The sequence below is a fragment of the Mesorhizobium sp. M0047 genome, assembly GCF_040323315.1.
Lineage (GTDB): Bacteria > Pseudomonadota > Alphaproteobacteria > Rhizobiales > Rhizobiaceae > Mesorhizobium.
Genome location: NZ_JAMYUW010000023.1, coordinates 75,172 through 91,657, shown reverse-complemented (window position 1 = coordinate 91,657; position 16,486 = coordinate 75,172). Strand labels below are relative to the sequence as shown.

Here is a 16,486-nt window from a genome sequence, read left to right as displayed (position 1 = left end):
ACCACCACCCCACACCCATAATAAACCCTCTGTCCGCGGGCGGGCTTCGATCTTGTTTTATTCTACCCGGGTTGGGGGTTTTTTTGGGGGGGCGGCGGGGGGGCGTCGGCGGGCGGGCCAGGCGCGCGGTCTGACTAGATCAGCCCGGGTCATGGACCTACGGTCCAGCCCGGGGAGGATCAGTTCGTTCCTTTGCCGCCGCACTTTCCGGTGGCAACATTGAAGTTGCCGCAGGACAGAGGCGCGCGCCAATCGGAGATCAGGTCCTTGGAGTCAGGCAAATAGTCGGACCATTCGTCGCCCATTACCAGGCCCGGCGTGCGGGAGACGGTTTCGAACTGGCCGTCGGCCTGGATTTCACCGATCAGCACCGGCTTGGTGATGTGGTGGTTCGGCATCATCGTCGAATAGCCGCCGGTCAGGTTCGGCACCGAAACGCCAACCATAGCGTCGATGACCTTGTCCGGATCGGTGGTGCCGGCCTTCTCGACCGCCTTCACCCACATGTTGAAGCCGATGTAATGGGCCTCCATCGGGTCGTTGGTGGTGCGCTTGTCGTTCTTGATGAACTTGTGCCAGTCGGCGATGAACTTCTTGTTCTCAGGTGTGTCAATGCTTTCAAAGTAGTTCCAGGCGGCGAGATGGCCGACCAGCGGCGCGGTGTCGAGACCGGCAAGCTCTTCCTCGCCGACCGAGAAGGCCATGACCGGGATGTCCTCGGCCTTGACGCCCTGGTTGCCGAGTTCCTTGTAGAACGGCACGTTGGCATCGCCGTTGACGGTCGAGACGACGGCGGTCTTCTTGCCGGCCGATCCGAACTTCTTGATCGCCGAAACCTCGGTCTGCCAGTCGGAGAAGCCGAATGGCGTGTAGTTGACCATGATGTCTTCCGCTGCGACGCCCCTGGCCTTCAGATAGGCTTCGAGGATCTTGTTGGTGGTGCGCGGATAGACGTAGTCGGTGCCTTCGAGCACCCAGCGCTTCACCGAACCGCCGTCTTCGCTCATCAGATAGTCGACCGCCGGAATGGCCTGCTGGTTCGGCGCCGCACCCGTGTAGAACACGTTGCGCTCGCTTTCCTCGCCCTCATACTGGACGGGGTAGAACAGGATGTTGTCGAGTTCGGAGAACACCGGCAGCACCGATTTGCGCGACACCGAGGTCCAGCAACCGAACACCGCCGCGACCTTGTCCTTCGAAATCAGCTCGCGTGCCTTTTCGGCGAATAGCGGCCAGTTGGAAGCAGGATCGACGACGACCGCCTCCAGCTTCTTGCCGAGCAGGCCACCCTTGGCGTTCTGCTCGTCGATGAGCATCAGCATGGCGTCCTTCAGCGTCGTTTCCGAAATCGCCATGGTCCCCGACAGCGAATGGAGAATACCGACCTTGATGGTGTCGTCAGCCGCCTTGGCAGGCGCGGAGATCAACAGGCCGGCGGCAACCACGCTCGCCGAAAACATTTTTGTTATTGTCGAGAAATTACCCCTCATATTACAGACTCCCAAGCTGGTTGATTGCACCGCAACACTACAATGCAACCCCCATGCCAATCGCTGTGGCGGCGCCGATGGGGACGAAAAATCGAGCATTGCCAGCGCGTTGGGATTTTAGGCTTACAAAGAAAAAGAGAGCCGCTCAAAATTGATTGAGAGAAATTTGCGCAGACCCGCGACTATCTGCCCAATTTTCGCTCAATGTTCCCAATTGCCTAGATTTTGATCTTCATAGACGTATCGCAAACGACCGATGTTGCGGCGCCGTGCAAAAATAGGGCAAGCTCGCTCCGCAAACGAGCGACGTCATGGTTTCAGGCATTTCACGCATTTTTATCAGCATATTGATTCTGGCGGCAGCAGGCGGAGCCGCGCGAGCCGACTTCAGCGACGGCAAGCTTCCGGACGGCACCTATCGCTGCGAAGTGTACCTGCTTGGCATGTTCCTCAACCTCGGCGACATCACCATCAAGGGGACTGTCTACAGTGGTCCGTTCTACACCGGCCTCGGTACCCTCGCGACCGCGCAGCAGGGTTACAACTATCAAATGGACGCAAACGGGGTGATCTCCTGGCTCGGGCCGTTGGGTGGCTATACCGCCGGCGGAAACTCGCTGTCGCTGACCCAGGCAACGCTGGACGGCCAGGGCACACCCTCCTTTGACATCATCATGAAGCAGCCCGACGGCGCCTTCACCGCCTCGACCTGTACGAAGAACTGAGATGCCAAAAAGCGCGGAACCCTGTTGGTTCCGCGCAGAGAGCCGTGTTGCGCACAGGCAAGAACATAGGGAAGTTCTAAGACTCCAGCATGTCCTTGACGATCGTCGCCAATTGCTTGAGCGAAAACGGCTTTGGCAGGAAGCCGAAATGCGCGTCGGCCGGCAGGTTTCTGGCGAATGCGTCCTCAGCATAACCAGACACGAAGACAAACTTGATGTCTGGCTGGCGCTTGCGCAGTTCGCCAAGCAGCGTCGGTCCATCCATTTCCGGCATCACCACGTCGGAAACGACGATGTCGACCTTGCCGCCCAGCGCCTCGAATACTTCCAGCGCCTCGACCCCCGAAGACGCCTCATGCACGGTGTAGCCGCGCGAGGTCAGCGCCCGCATGCCGCCCATTCGCACGGCATCCTCGTCTTCGACGAGCAGCACAGTGGCCGAGCCCGATAGATCCTTGGCCGCATCGGCGATCTTCGCCGGTGCTGCCGGTACATCGTCGGGGTCGCCCGCCTTTTTCAGTTCCGCAACATGACGCGGTAGGAAAATGCGGAAAGTCGACCCTTTGCCGACCTCGGAATCGCAGTAGATGAAGCCGCCGGTCTGCTTAATGATGCCATAGACCATTGACAGGCCAAGGCCGGTGCCTTTGCCGACTTCCTTGGTGGTGAAGAAGGGCTCGAAGATCTTCTTCAGCACGTCGGGCGCGATGCCGCTGCCGGTGTCCTCGACTTCGACCACGACATAGTCTGCCGGGGTGAGTTCGCGGTAGGAAAAGGTCTTGCACTCCTCAGCAGTCACATTGCGGGTGCGCACGGTGAGATCACCACCCGCCGGCATGGCGTCGCGTGCGTTGACAGCAAGGTTGACCACCACCTGCTCGAACTGCCCGATATCGACCTTGACCGGCCACAGGTCGCGGCCATGGTCGACCTTCAGCTTGATGTCGTTGCCGACCAGGCGGGCCAGCAGCATCCTGAGATCGGCGAGCACGTCGGTCAGGTTGAGCACTTCCGGCCGCAATGTCTGCTTGCGCGAGAAGGCCAGCAACTGCCGCACCAGCGAGGCCGCCCGGTTGGCATTCTGCTTGATGTTCATGATGTCGGGGAAGGACGGGTCCGACGGACGGTGGTTGGTCAACAAAAGATCGGATGCCATGATGATGGCGGTCAGCACATTGTTGAAATCATGAGCGATGCCGCCGGCAAGCTGGCCCACCGCCTGCATCTTCTGGCTTTGCGCCATCTGCCCTTCGAGGGCTTTCTGCTCCGTCGTCTCGACGGCATAGACGATGGCCGACTCCTCGGCGCCCTCGCCGCCGGTCCCGTCGGCGACAGCGTTGACGTAGAAACGAATGTGCCGCTCGTCATTGCCGGGCAGAAGCGTGTCGATCGGCTCGATATCCGCCTGCCGCTGCTGCGCCTTTTCGAAAGCAGCCGCGAAGGCCGGCCGGTCGCGTTCATGGATCACCGTGTCGAGCCGCACACGGCGATCGACGGCGTCGCGATCGACGACGGTCGAGAACAGCGACAGGAACGGCGCATTGGTGCGCAGGATGCGCCCGTTGTGATCGACGCCGGCTATCGCCATCGGTGTCGAGTTGAAGAAGCGGGTGAAGCGCACTTCCGAGGCCCGCAAATCGGCAGACGAGTCCTCGCCTTGCGTACGGTTGAGCACGATCGTGCGTGTCGGCCCGTTGAGGCCTTCGCGGCTGGCCGAAACGCGATGCATGAAGCGCACCGGAAGCGCCTCGCCCGTCATCGTCGTCAAGTCGAGATCGATGACCGCGTTGCGCGTTGTGCCGGGATCGGCCTTGACCGAACGGACCAGCGCCATGCCGTCGCCGGCCACGATCTCGGCCAAGGAGACCGCACCGGGCGTGAAGCTGGTGAGGTCGATGCCCAGCCATTCGGCCAGCGTGGCGTTGATGTAGGTGACGCGACCCTCCTGGTCGGCAGAAAAGAAACCGGCCGGCGCGTGGTCGAGATGATCGATGGCCTGCTGCAAATCGAGAAAGAACCGCTCCTGCTCGGCCCGTTCCTGGGAGATGTCGGCAAGCTGCCAGGCCAGCATCGGCAGCCGCTGGCCTGGAACACTGAAGGTGCGGGCGCGCGCCCGGTACCAGCGGGCGCCCGGATCGGCTCCGGGCCGAATGGATTGCGCGAGCCGAAACTCGCCGTCGCCCGGCTGGCCGTCGCGCAGGCCGGACGCCAGGCGATAAATCGTCACCGAAGCTTCGGGGACATCCGAGAGCAACCCCTCGACTGTCTTCAGGTCGGCCGCCGACGACGCTCCGGTCATGTCGGCATAGGCGCGATTGGCATAGACGACACGGCCCTTGGTGTCGGTGACGAGAAGGCCCTGCGACATCGAATCGACGAAGGATTTCGACAGTTCATCGCCTGTCGAGCGCGGCGTCACCTGCACGAAGCCGATCGCCGTGGCAAACAGGAAGCCGACGCCGATCATCGCCAGCACGCCAAGCATACCGAGCAGGAAAGGATCGCCGAGGCGCTCGCGGAAAAGGCCGAAGACGATTGCCGCGCCCGTCAGAACGACGATGAAAATGATGAGCCGGGTGACCGCGCCTGGTCGCGTATTCTGGTCGACGATCGGTACCGGATAGAAATCGCCGCGCGCTTCCTTGGCCATGTGCCCCCTGCTCGTGAATTCCGGTGTTCCGACCACCCGCCCCTAGCGGGTTGAATCACATTCTCCTAGTCCCGAAAAGGCCTGGGCGGCAAATGTCCGATAAAAATGATGTCTTCCGGCCCTTGGAGTTTTCAAGCTGTTCACCAGCGTGAAACGTAACTTGCGGTGGCCCGCCGCAACGGTCTAGTGTCAGGTCTCTTCCAAGGGCAATCAGGGGAAACCGATGCAATGGCTGGATAGCGTGGCGGGCCCCGGTTATGCCGCAGCATTGTTGTGGACGTTTGCAGCACTTGTCCTGCTGGTCATCGTTCTCGTCATCGTCAAGCTGGTGCGTAATCTGACGTTCGGGACCTTCGTTGCCGGCGGCCGGAACCGCAAGACACGGCTGGCCGTCATGGACGCCACTGCCGTTGACAGCCATCGTCGGCTGGTGCTGGTGCGCCGCGATGACATCGAGCATCTGCTTTTGATCGGCGGCCCGACTGACCTCGTCGTCGAGCGCGATATCCGTCTTTCGGCGCCGCGCCGTCCGGCCTTGACCGGAGACAGCGGCTTGCAGCCGGTCCCGGCCGCCGCGGCCCCGGCGGCAAGGCCGCGTCCGCCGCAACCCGCACCACCGCCGGCGAGACAGGCACCGGCTCCGCAGCCGGTGAATGCGGTGCCACCGGCCCGCCCACGCCAAACAGCACCGGCACCGGCATCTGCGCCGAGGCCGGCAACGCAAAGCTATCAGCCGACCAATATCACGCCGCTGCCCGCCTATGGATCCGCGCCTGCCAATGTCGTCCGGCATGCACCACCGCCGCCACCTGCGCAGGACAGCATCGACGACACGCTGATGAGGGAACTCGAAGTGTCGCTCGATCAGCCCCGTTCGGCCGGCCCGGCCGGCAAACCGGCGGCGAAGGAACCGCAGTCGCTCGATGATGAAATGACCAAGCTTCTCGGCGAACTCTCCAGCCAGAAGCGATGAGCGGCCGCTGAGTAGCCATCCCACGCGAAAATCGTAGCCGGTTCGACTGCCGGACCCCTTTTCGGGGGCTTAAGAATTAGGGCCTGCGCTTCGACGGTTGTAGATTTCGTCCGCCTTGAACGTGCCAACAAAAATGGCCGGAAAACCGGCCATTTCAAAATCAACGTCAATCATGGCGGCTCGTCGTGCGCCGCCGGCCTTGACCCTCAGTCGTCGCGGTAGACTTTTTCGCGGCGCTCGTGCCGCTCCTGCGCTTCGATCGACAACGTCGCGATCGGACGCGCATCGAGCCGCTTCAGCGCGATCGGCTCGCCGGTCTCTTCGCAATAGCCATAAGTGCCTTCGTCGATGCGCTGCAAGGCCGAATCGATCTTTGCGATAAGCTTGCGCTGACGATCGCGGGCCCTGAGTTCGATGGCGCGGTCTGTTTCCGAAGAGGCGCGATCGGCTAGATCGGGGTGGTTGGCGTTTTCTTGTTGCAGGATTTCCAGTGTTTCGCGCGCTTCGCGCAATATGTCGTTTTTCCAGGTGACGAGCTTTGAGCGGAAGTAGGATTTCTGCCGCTCGTTCATGAACGGCTCGTCTTCGGAGGGTATGTAATCGGCGGTAACGATGTCGTTCATTCGACTCACCCAAACTGCCCCAAATTTGGCGCCTATATATTCGCCGTCCGACGCCTGCACAAGCGCAATCGGCCGCTGTCTCACGCAATTGTTAATGCGCGCCGGCGCGCGCCTTTGCGGGGGCGTACGCTCGTTTTGACACCAAACTTCGCTGTGACACTTTGGATCCGGTAAAACGTGCTGTCGCAATATCGCCTGCGCCTTTCGGCCCAGGCCAGCCACCTTTTGCTGCGCCGCAGCATGGTGATTCGCTGTAGTCGAGAAACACGGGCCATTGTGCGCAATGCCGTTCTCGTGGCTAATCCTGGAAGGCTTCGGCATTCGGAGGTTGGGTGAGCAGGCTGTATCTGTTGCGACATGCGAAGGCTGGCTGGGCACTGCCCGGCATGCGCGATTTCGATCGCCCGCTCGATGCATCGGGCCGCAGCGACGCCGAAACGATGGGCGCCGCCATGCGCTCCCGCTCCTATGTTCCGGACCTGACGCTGTGCTCCAATGCCAAACGCGCCAAGGAGACGCTGGAAGGCCTGGCCGGCCAGACCGACACCGGCCGGGTCCTATTCTTCGACACGCTCTATAGCGCGGACGCCACCGGTTACCTCCATCTCATCCGCGACAATGGCGGGTCGGGTTCATTGCTGGTCATCGGCCACAATCCGATGACAGAGGATCTCGCCATGGCGGTTTCGGGCGACGGCGACGAGACGGCACGGGCAACGCTCAACCATGGGTTCCCGACCTCGGGCCTGGCGGTCGTCCGCTTTGACGGCGATCTTGCCAAGGCCGCCCAGGGCACCGGCTATCTCGAAGCGTTCCTGACTCCGGCCGATCTCTGAGCCATTTCAAAGCCTGTTTGCAGAGCCTATATCGGACATAGGCAAGCCCGAGAGATCACATTTTGGCATCATCGCTGACTACCTTCACCGACGAGGCGAGGATTGCCCTCGACACGCTGTCGGGACGCGCCACCGGGCTTTTTTCTCCATCGCTGCGCCTCGGCGTGACCGGATTATCCCGCGCGGGCAAGACCGTGTTCATATCGGCCCTTGTCCACAATTTGATCCATGGCGGGCGCCTGCCGCTGTTTGCCGCGCAAAAATCAGGACGTATCGCTCGCGCCTTCCTCGAGCAGCAGCCGGACGACGCGGTGCCGCGCTTCCAGTACGAGGATCACATTGCCGCCCTGGTCAACGACCGCGCCTGGCCCGATTCCACGCGCGCCATTTCGGAACTGCGGCTGACCATCGAATATGAATCGGCCTCCGGCTGGAGCCGTTTGTTCTCCTCCGGCAGACTGTCGATCGACATCGTCGACTATCCCGGCGAATGGTTGCTCGATCTGCCGCTGCTGGGCAAATCCTTCGCCGATTTTTCGCACGAAGCCTTCGAAATGGCCGTCCTGCCTGTGCGCGAGGACCTGTCGCGGGCCTGGCGGGCGCTGTCGGCGGAGATCGATCCGAATGCCGATGCCGACGAGATGGCGGCGCGCCGCCTGGCTGAGAGCTTCGCCGCTTATCTGAAAGCGTGCAAGCTCGACGAACGGGCGCTTTCGACCTTGCCGCCCGGCCGTTTCCTGATGCCCGGCGATCTCGAAGGCTCGCCGGCACTAACCTTCGCGCCCCTGGCAGGGATTGGCGACAAGCGTCCGCGACCCGGGTCGCTGCACGCCATGATGGACAGGCGTTACGAGGCCTACAAGACGCATGTCGTCAAACCGTTCTTCCGCGAACACATCACCCGACTCGATCGCCAGATCGTGCTGATCGACGCCTTGCAGGCGCTGAACGCCGGTCCCGGCGCCATGGCCGACCTGGAGCGCGCGGTGACCGAGATTCTCAGCTGTTTCCGTCCCGGCCGGGGCAGCTTCCTCACCGACCTGTTCTCGCGGCGCATCGACCGCATATTGGTTGCCGCGACGAAGGCCGATCACCTGCACCACGAAAGCCATGACCGCCTGCAGGCGATCGTGCGGCGGCTTGCCGACCGCGCCGTGGCGCGCGCGAATTTCACCGGCGCCGATGTCGATGTCGTCGCCATGGCCGCGATGCGCGCGACACGCGAAGGCACGGTCAAGCAAGGCCGAGAGACGTTGCCGGTCATCATCGGCACGCCGATCGCCGACGAGAGGATCAATGGCGAAACCTTTGATGGAAAGACGGAAACAGCCATATTTCCTGGTGATTTACCGGAGAAAATTGATGCGGTGTTCGATGTTTTGGGCCCCGATCACAAGCAGGACTCCTCGGACCCGGCAATCCGCTTCGTCCGTTTCCGTCCACCAAAGCTCGAACGCACAGCCGAAGGTGTCACGCTGTCGCTGCCGCATATCAGGCTCGACCGTGCCTTGCAGTTCCTGATCGGAGATCATCTGGCATGACCGCGCCCCGCAAGCCGGCAGCATTCCGCATCGAGCCGGAAGCCACATCGAGACAAGCGGCGCCAGAGGCGCGCAACGCCCAAGCCGAAACTCGTGCCCAGACCGACACCCAGCGCAAACCCCGCGCGATGAAAACCGATGTCGCGATGATCATACCGGCGGAAGTCGATGTCTTCGACGAGCCCGACATCATTGCCGCAGAGCCGCCGCCGGCCATCGCCCCCAGAAAACGCTCACTGCTCGGCAGCATCTTCTTCGGCGCTTTTGGCGTCCTGGTCTCGCTGGCTGTCGGCCTGTGGACCGACCGGCTCATACGCGACCTCTTCGCGCGCGCCGAATGGCTGGGTTGGCTGGCCGCCGGCATGGCCGCCATCGCCGTACTGGCGCTCGTTGTGATCCTGATTCGCGAGTTCCTGGCGATCGCCCGCCTCGCCGAGGTCGAAAAACTGCAGAAGCGGGCGCTCGACGCGATCGCGCGTGACGATCCCAAGGCAGCACGATCGGTCGTCGACGAATTGTCGGCCTTTGTCGCGGCCAAACCCGAGACTGCGGCCGGCCGGCGCGCGCTGGCCGAACTGCGCGGTGAAATCATCGACGGCGGCAATCTGGTGCGGCTGGCCGAAGCCGAAATTCTCGGCCCCCTCGATGCCAGGGCGAAGGTGATGATTCTCGAGGCAGCCAAACGCGTCTCGCTGGTGACGGCGGTCAGCCCGCGCGCACTCGTCGACGTCGCCTATGTCGTGTTCGAGGCCGGGCGGCTCATCCGCCGCCTGTCGGAACTCTATGGCGGACGGCCGGGAACGCTGGGTTTCTTCCGCCTGGCGCGCAGCGTGCTGGCGCATCTGGCGGTTACTGGCTCGATCGCGGTCGGCGACAGTTTCGTCCAGCAGATCGTCGGCCACGGCCTGGCGGCGCGCCTTTCGGCCAAGCTCGGCGAGGGCGTTGTCAACGGCATGATGACGGCGCGCATCGGCATCGCGGCGATGGAAACGGCGCGCCCCCTACCCTTCAGCGCGGCGAAGCGTCCCGGACTGGGCGATTTCCTCTCCGCGCTGACATCGTTTGCCACCAGGAAAGACGGTGAAACAGCCCCGCCCGGCAAGTGAGCCGGGCCGGAGCGTTTGGACCTTCGGAATTGTTACCGGACTGCTTTGTGGCGGCACCGTAGTGACGAAGCATTAACCAATCTTGTTCATGGTCAGACGGGTTCCAAACAGCCTCTTTGTTGCCGGGTGTCGTCGATGAAAAGTGTAATTCTGTCCAGCCTCCTGCCCCTGGCAACCGTGATCACTACAGTCGTCGGCATTGCCGGAGCGGCCGCCTCGGCGGAGCCGGACAAGCAATTCTTCCAGTCGGCCGAAGGCAAATGGATCGGCCCCGGCGAAATCGTCGCCGGCAAGTACAAGGGCACCAAGTTCAACTGCAGCTTCACTGGCTCCACGCCGGACGGCAAGGTCGGCATGTCGCTCGACGGCGGCTGCCGGGTCGGCATGTTCACCCAGCAGATGTCGGCCAAGATCGAGCGCAAGGGCCGCGAGGGCTACAAGGGCAGCTTCATGGGCGGCGCGAGCGGCTCCGGGCTCGACATAATCGGCGGCAATGTGGTCGATCCCCGCAAGGTGGTCTTCACAATCAATCGCAATCAGTTGCGCGGCGTCATGCAGGCCCGCATCCCCGACGACAATTCGATGACGGTGACCATTGCGGTGCGCGTCGACGACCAACTGGTGCCGGTGATCGGCATGAGCCTGAAGCGCGTCGACGCCGTCGAAGTCGGCTCCATCGCCCCGAACTGAACAATCATCGATCGCTGAAAGCAAAAAAGGCGGCGATCCCATGGTCACCGCCTCATTTTAACAGCTAGTTTCTCATGTTCCCTGTCAAGGCTGAAGGCGAGAGGGAACAACTGCTTGGCGCGAGTGTGCAAAGCAGTCGGATTGGCTGGAACTGCACAGGGTCGGGGGTGGAGCTCAGAGACGACGGTTGATCAGACTCTCATCCGCGGGTTGGATACCGCCTTCCGTGTCTTCGTCTCGGGGCTGTCCTCGGTCTAGAGGGCGGGCGTCGGGCGGATTGGCTCGGCCACATAACTAGCGACGGGAGTTCCCCACCGTGGCCCCACCCCCGGCCCTGTGCAGCGGGCTGGGTCGAGACTCGTCTATGACGGTTCGACCTCCTGCCCAATGGCCCACAGGAAGGCGGCCATCTCGCGCGCGATCGCGGCCACGACCACCGGTGGCTTCTTGCCGGCGGCGTTGAGGCGACGATAGCGAGCGCAGAGCCGGACCTGCGCCTTCCAGGCGATGTCGCGGACAGCTTTGGGTAACCCCTCGAGCCGGAGCCTCAGGGCCTCGCTGACCCTGGCGGGATAGCGGTAAGTCCAGGCCGCTTCGACCAAGGCGCGGCGGGCGCGTCGATTGCCGGCGAGTGTAAGGCTCGACCTGCGGACCGTGTCGCCGGTCGAACGCTCCCCCGGAACCAGGCCGAGGAAGGCCATCAACTGCGGCGGTGTATCGAAGCGGCGCACATCCCCGATCTCGGCCGCGAAGATTACTGCGACCAGGAACGAGGCACCGCGCATCGCCTGATAGGCCTCGACGACCCGCGCCATGGACCAGGTGGGCACGACGGCGCTCAGCTGCTCGTCCAAGCGGCGTAGCCGCTGAACCGCGTCCTCGATCGCGTCGATCTTCTCTTGGAACACGATCTGCTGCGCCGGATGCTCGAAGCTCTGGCGGGCAAGCCAGCGCCGGTGCGCCAATGTCCAATGACCGCCGCCCTCGTAGATCCGACCATGGCGCAGAAGGAAGGAGAGCAGCTGCTGGCGTTTGCGGCGCAGGTCGTCGGCTCCGGATTCCCGAGCCCGCACCAGATCGCGGACAGCCTCGTGGACGACGTCCGGTACCCACACTCCGGTCAGTTCGCCCGCCCGATGCAGCCGCGCCAGAGTGACCGCGTCCCTTCGGTTCGTCTTGATGCGCTCGCCCGACCGCTTCGGAATCAGGGCGGGCGCAACCACCATGCAGTCGTGACCAAGATCGCGGACCTGACGGCAAAGTCCGTAACCAGTCGGTCCGGCCTCGAAGCAGACGTGCAGTCGATCGTACCTTTTTCCCAGCTTCTTGATCGTCCGCTCTATCGCAGCCGGCCTATTCTCGACCTCACCGAGAAACCGGACTTCGCCCGTGCGGCCGCCCGCTGCGATCGCCACCGCATGCTTCTTCTTGGCTACATCAAACGCGACAAATGCTTCGCTATACTCTCCCATGGCTCGTCCTCCGTGCGTGAGGATCGGCTCGGCCTATCCGAGCAACCCTCGTCTCTTAATCGCACGAAAGGGCGGGCCACCGATCTCAGGCCTCGGAACATGACGTCTAGGTCAACTAGAGCAAGGTTCAGCCGCGAGGCTGTAGCAGCGCCAGCAGGGCCGTCGCCGCCGCAAGGACAGCGGTCAGAGTCAAGGGCGCCGTGGCACCATAGGTGTCCACGACATAACCACCGACAACCGCGCCGACCGTGATGGCAACCTGGAAAGAGACGACCATCAGGCTACCCGCCGCTTCCAGCGCATCAGGCGCCGCACGCGACAGATTGGTCGGCAGCACCACCGGCCCCATGCCGAAGGCGAGGCCCCAAAGTGTAACGAACCCGAAGGCAACGCCGATGTGCACGCCCCAAAGCACCAATGCCAGCGCCGCAAACGCCATCAACGCGGCGGTCACCACGAGAGCAATGCGGATATTGGCGTCGGCCATGCGGCCGCCGGCAATATTGCCAATCACGGCGGCGATGCCAAATCCGAGCAGAGCCAGGGCAATTGGCCCGGTTGCAAGGAGCGTCACCTGTTCGAGGAAGGGACGCACATAGACAGAGCCAGCAAAATGCCCTGTCATCAGCAAGACAATGGCAAGCATGCCGAGTTGAATACCACGCCGCCGTGTCAGCCGAAATACGTCTGCAAGACTGTTGCTTGCTGCTGCAGGCAAGGTCGGCAGGCTAAGCAACTGCAAAAGCATGGCAATCACGGCCAGCCCCGCCGTCATGGCCATGGCGCTGCGCCATCCCAGCCAGTCGCTGATCAACGCACCCATCGAGGGCGCGGCAATGGTGGCGAGCGAGACCCCGAGGGTGACGACAGCCATGCCTCGACCTGTCGCATTGGCGCCGACCAGCCTTGCAACGACAGCAACCGAAAGTGCCCAGAAAGCGCTGAGAGCAATCCCCAGTCCGGCCCTGCCTAGCAACAACAGCCAGAAATTGGGCGCCAACGCTGCAAGAATATTGGAACCGACCGCCAAGGCCATGAGGCCAACCAGCACCGTCTTGCGGTTCAATCGGCCGATGAGAACATTGCTCAACATGGCCGTCACGGCGCCGACGGAGGCGGTGGCGGTGACGACCTGTCCAGCCGTCCCCTCGCTGATGCCGAGATCACGCGCCATTGGCGTCAACAGACCTGCCGGCAGGAATTCGGCTGATACAAGGGCAAAGCTGGTGGCCGCCAATGAAAGGACCGCGAACCAGGTGGCCGCGCTCCACGCGACCGGCGCGTCGGCATCAAGGCCAATCGCGGCGTCTTCAAGCTGTAATGTTGTGTCAGTCACTGAAGGATCTCCAAGGTTTAGAGATCTTCATAGACGAGTCCTTCCGGATGATATGTATCTCAAAATCCGAAATTCATGTCTATTCGTCCGGGAATTGTGCGGCGCACAACGCCCGGCGAGACATTGGTGATGCGCTTGAACGCGCGAGCGAAGGATGCCTCGGAATCATAGCCCAAACGGGTCGCGACTTCGGCAACCGACAAGCCGTTTTGCTCCAGCAACTCGCGGGCAAGCTGCATACGCAGGCGAGCGAGGTAGCGTGCAGCACCCTGCCCCAATACGGCGCTGAAGCGCTCGGCGAAAATCGAGCGCGATTGGCCTGCCACGCCGGCGAGGGTTTCCAGCGTCCAGTTACGGCCGGGGTCTCGGTGCATTGCTGCCAGCGCGCGGCCAATATGGGGATCGCGGATGGCTGCGAGCCAACCCGTGGTCGAGGCTCCCGAGCAATTGACCCAGCAGCGGATGAGCCGGGCTGTCAGCAAGTCCGCCATACGCGACAAGATGGTGGCGCTGCCCATCTGCGGATGTGCGGCCTCCGCCGTCATGGCCGCCAGCAAAGGACCAACGACCGGGTCATTGCCAGCCACGTCGCAACCCTTGATGATAGGCGGCATCAACGAGATCAATGGGTTAAGCGCACAGGAGCCCAAGGTCATGGAGCCGCAGAAAAGGGTGCTCGTCGCGCCCGTTCCTTCCCGCACCACCTCGCAGACGTTGCCCCCCAACTTGATCACCTGGCAACCCTGGAGCGAGTCGCCTGCAACATCCGGCGCACTCGCCAACCGATGAGCGATGCCTTGCGGCAGCAGCACCAGATCGCCATTGCGCAACTCCTGCCAGCCTTGCGCTTCGGTATGAATCCAGCATGGACCCTGGCCGACAAAATGGAAACGAAGCAGCTTTTGTTGCGGAAAGTCTATGCTCCATGGATGCCGGAGCTCGCAGCGGCCATAGTTGACACCACTCAAGCGAAAGTCTTGCAGAACTTCGCTAAGCGCGTCCATCGGGATGTGCGGCAACGACGGGCGGGACGAATAGTCAGGCATATGGCTGATATAGATGCCGAACGTCCGGCAGACAAGCGGAGACCGCTGTTCCACCAAGGAAATCGCGTCAACGGCACCTACCCTTCCTGTCAAGCTTTGTGCCCTTGCCTCCCGCTCCCGGTGCATGCAAGGAGTGCTGTCAGACACAGGGAAAAGAGGCATGGCGGCGGAAGCATCGGGCAGCGAGCTTATTCAGGTGGTGGCGCTGCTTGCCGCGGGTGTCGTCGCGGTTCCGATCTTTAAACGCATGGGACTGGGCTCGATCCTCGGCTATCTCGCCGCCGGTGTGGTGATCGGTCCGTTCGGTCTCGGCGTCTTTTCCGAATCGGAAGCCATTCTTCACGTCGCCGAACTCGGCGTGGTGATGTTCCTGTTCATCATCGGATTGGAAATGCAGCCGTCGCGGCTGTGGGGCCTGCGCCGCGAGATTTTCGGCCTCGGCGCCCTGCAGGTCGGCGTCTGCGCGCTTCTGCTAACAGGCGTCGGCGTGGCGGGAGGATTTCCGATCGCGCAATCCTTCGTCGCCGGCGCCGGCTTCGTGCTGACCTCGACGGCGATCGTCATGCAGCTTCTCGAGGAGCGCGGCGAAATCGCCGCGCCGAAAGGCCAGCGCATCGTATCGGTCCTGCTGCTCGAGGATTTGGCCATTGTGCCGCTGCTGGCACTGATCGCGTTCCTGGCGCCCGGTGGGGCCGACACCAGCCTGTCGGAGCGGCTGACGGAGGTCGGCATCGGCCTCGCCGCGATCGTCGGCCTGGTAGTGGCCGGCCGCTATCTGCTCAATCCATTCTTCCGCATCCTGGCGGAAGCCCGTGCCCGCGAGGTGATGACGGCGGCAGCACTTCTGGTCGTTCTCGGGTCCGCGCTCGCCATGCAGCTCAGCGGCCTGTCGATGGCGATGGGCGCCTTCCTGGCCGGCGTGCTGCTGTCTGAATCGACCTTCCGCCATCAGCTCGAAGCCGACATCGAACCTTTCCGCGGCATCCTGCTCGGCCTGTTTTTTCTTGCGGTCGGCATGTCGCTCGACCTGCATGTGGTCGCCGCGAACTGGCGGCTGATCGCCATCTATGTCGTCGCCTACATGGTGATGAAGGCGTTCGGCATCTACATCGTCGCCCGCATCCTGAAGTCAGGTCATCGCGAAGCCTTGGAGCGCGCGGTCTTCATGGCGCAAGGCGGCGAATTCGCCTTTGTCCTTTACTCGTCGGCGGCGGCCGTCGGCATCATCGACGGCAACGCCAACGCGACGCTCACGGCGATCGTCATCATCTCGATGGTGCTGACACCGCTTGCGATCATCGCGCTGCGCTATCTGACGCCGCGCGACGAACAATCGCTCGACGGCGTCGATGTCGCCGATGGCCTGACCGGCAGCGTGCTGATCATCGGTTTCGGCCGCTTCGGGCAAATCGCCAGCCAGCCGCTGCTGCTGCGCGGCATCGACGTCTCGATCATCGACAATGAGGTCGAGATGATCCAGGCGGCGGCCGATTTCGGCTTCAAGGTCTACTATGGCGACGGCACCCGGCTGGACATCCTGCATGCCGCCGGCGCCGGTCGGGCGCGCGCCGTACTGATCTGCGTCGACAAGCCGGATGCCGCCGTCCGCATCGCGCAGCTGGTCAAGGCCGAGTTTCCTCTTCTGACGGTGCTGGCGCGGGCCTTCGACCGCGGCACCGCGCTACAGCTCATTCGCGCCGGCGTCGACTACCAGCTGCGTGAAACCTTCGAGTCGGCGCTGGTCTTTGGCGGCTCGGCGTTGGAATCGCTTGGTGTCGATCCCGAAGACGTCGCCGAAGTGATCGAGGACGTGCGGCGCCGCGACACCGCCCGTTTCGAGACGCAACTGGCTGAAGGCGTCCGCGCCGGACAGCGCTTCCTAAAAGGCAATATCGGCACGCCGATTCCGACGCCGCTCTCCACGCCGCGCCGCGCTGGCCAGGCGCTCAACGAAGAGACGGCTGGCGTGCTGCACAAACCCGAACCCGCCGACTGAGC

Annotated in this window: 13 protein-coding genes; 7 read left to right on the top strand and 6 right to left on the bottom strand. The window is 62.8% G+C overall.

The window, feature by feature from the left end:
* Positions 1–179 precede the first annotated feature (179 nt).
* Positions 180–1,460: an urea ABC transporter substrate-binding protein gene (gene urtA / locus NKJ89_RS21640; protein WP_352605459.1), complete on the bottom strand. Its 1,281-nt coding sequence runs from the start codon at positions 1,458–1,460 to the stop codon at positions 180–182.
* A 341-nt stretch (positions 1,461–1,801) separates the two neighbouring features.
* On the opposite strand from urtA, the gene NKJ89_RS21635 reads away from it, so the two are divergent.
* Positions 1,802–2,215 (top strand): hypothetical protein, encoded by a 414-nt coding sequence (locus NKJ89_RS21635; RefSeq protein ID WP_352605450.1) that lies wholly within the window; start codon positions 1,802–1,804, stop codon positions 2,213–2,215.
* A 76-nt stretch (positions 2,216–2,291) separates the two neighbouring features.
* Here NKJ89_RS21635 and cckA read toward each other — a convergent pair whose 3' ends face one another.
* A complete protein-coding gene (gene cckA / locus NKJ89_RS21630) occupies positions 2,292–4,865 on the bottom strand; it encodes a cell cycle histidine kinase CckA (protein WP_352605448.1) in 2,574 nt (857 codons plus the stop codon).
* A gap of 223 nt (positions 4,866–5,088) precedes the next feature.
* Between cckA and NKJ89_RS21625 the strand changes: the two genes are divergently transcribed.
* Complete coding sequence (locus NKJ89_RS21625; RefSeq protein WP_352605446.1) at positions 5,089–5,838, top strand: hypothetical protein; 750 nt, start codon at positions 5,089–5,091, stop codon at positions 5,836–5,838.
* Positions 5,839–6,044: 206 nt separating this feature from the next.
* On the opposite strand, the gene dksA is transcribed toward NKJ89_RS21625, so the two are convergent.
* Positions 6,045–6,461: an RNA polymerase-binding protein DksA gene (gene dksA / locus NKJ89_RS21620; protein WP_352605444.1), complete on the bottom strand. Its 417-nt coding sequence runs from the start codon at positions 6,459–6,461 to the stop codon at positions 6,045–6,047.
* Positions 6,462–6,793: 332 nt separating this feature from the next.
* Between dksA and NKJ89_RS21615 the strand changes: the two genes are divergently transcribed.
* The 4 genes from NKJ89_RS21615 (at position 6,794) to NKJ89_RS21600 (ending at position 10,634) form a co-directional block, all read left to right on the top strand.
* Entirely contained in the window at positions 6,794–7,297 is a 504-nt protein-coding gene (locus NKJ89_RS21615; RefSeq protein ID WP_023762931.1) for a SixA phosphatase family protein, read from the top strand.
* 62 nt (positions 7,298–7,359) lie between these two features.
* Positions 7,360–8,838, top strand: a complete 1,479-nt coding sequence (locus NKJ89_RS21610) for a YcjX family GTP-binding protein (protein WP_352605442.1) — start codon at positions 7,360–7,362, stop codon at positions 8,836–8,838.
* Positions 8,835–9,944, top strand: coding sequence for a YcjF family protein (locus NKJ89_RS21605; RefSeq protein WP_352605440.1), 1,110 nt, complete (start codon positions 8,835–8,837; stop codon positions 9,942–9,944). Before NKJ89_RS21610 ends, NKJ89_RS21605 begins: the two co-directional genes overlap by 4 nt.
* A gap of 135 nt (positions 9,945–10,079) precedes the next feature.
* The gene (locus NKJ89_RS21600; RefSeq protein ID WP_352605437.1) at positions 10,080–10,634 is read left to right on the top strand and encodes a hypothetical protein; all 555 of its coding nucleotides are present in this window, start codon (positions 10,080–10,082) and stop codon (positions 10,632–10,634) included.
* Positions 10,635–10,996: 362 nt separating this feature from the next.
* On the opposite strand, the gene NKJ89_RS21595 is transcribed toward NKJ89_RS21600, so the two are convergent.
* From NKJ89_RS21595 to NKJ89_RS21585, 3 genes are all read right to left on the bottom strand, one after another.
* Complete coding sequence (locus NKJ89_RS21595; protein ID WP_023731836.1) at positions 10,997–12,106, bottom strand: IS110 family RNA-guided transposase; 1,110 nt, start codon at positions 12,104–12,106, stop codon at positions 10,997–10,999.
* A gap of 127 nt (positions 12,107–12,233) precedes the next feature.
* The gene (locus NKJ89_RS21590) at positions 12,234–13,442 is read right to left on the bottom strand and encodes an MFS transporter (RefSeq protein WP_352605434.1); all 1,209 of its coding nucleotides are present in this window, start codon (positions 13,440–13,442) and stop codon (positions 12,234–12,236) included.
* Positions 13,443–13,501: 59 nt separating this feature from the next.
* Positions 13,502–14,488, bottom strand: coding sequence for an AraC family transcriptional regulator (locus NKJ89_RS21585; RefSeq protein WP_352605457.1), 987 nt, complete (start codon positions 14,486–14,488; stop codon positions 13,502–13,504).
* Between the two features lie 160 nt (positions 14,489–14,648).
* Between NKJ89_RS21585 and NKJ89_RS21580 the strand changes: the two genes are divergently transcribed.
* Positions 14,649–16,484: a monovalent cation:proton antiporter-2 (CPA2) family protein gene (locus NKJ89_RS21580; protein ID WP_352605432.1), complete on the top strand. Its 1,836-nt coding sequence runs from the start codon at positions 14,649–14,651 to the stop codon at positions 16,482–16,484.
* Positions 16,485–16,486 lie beyond the last annotated feature (2 nt).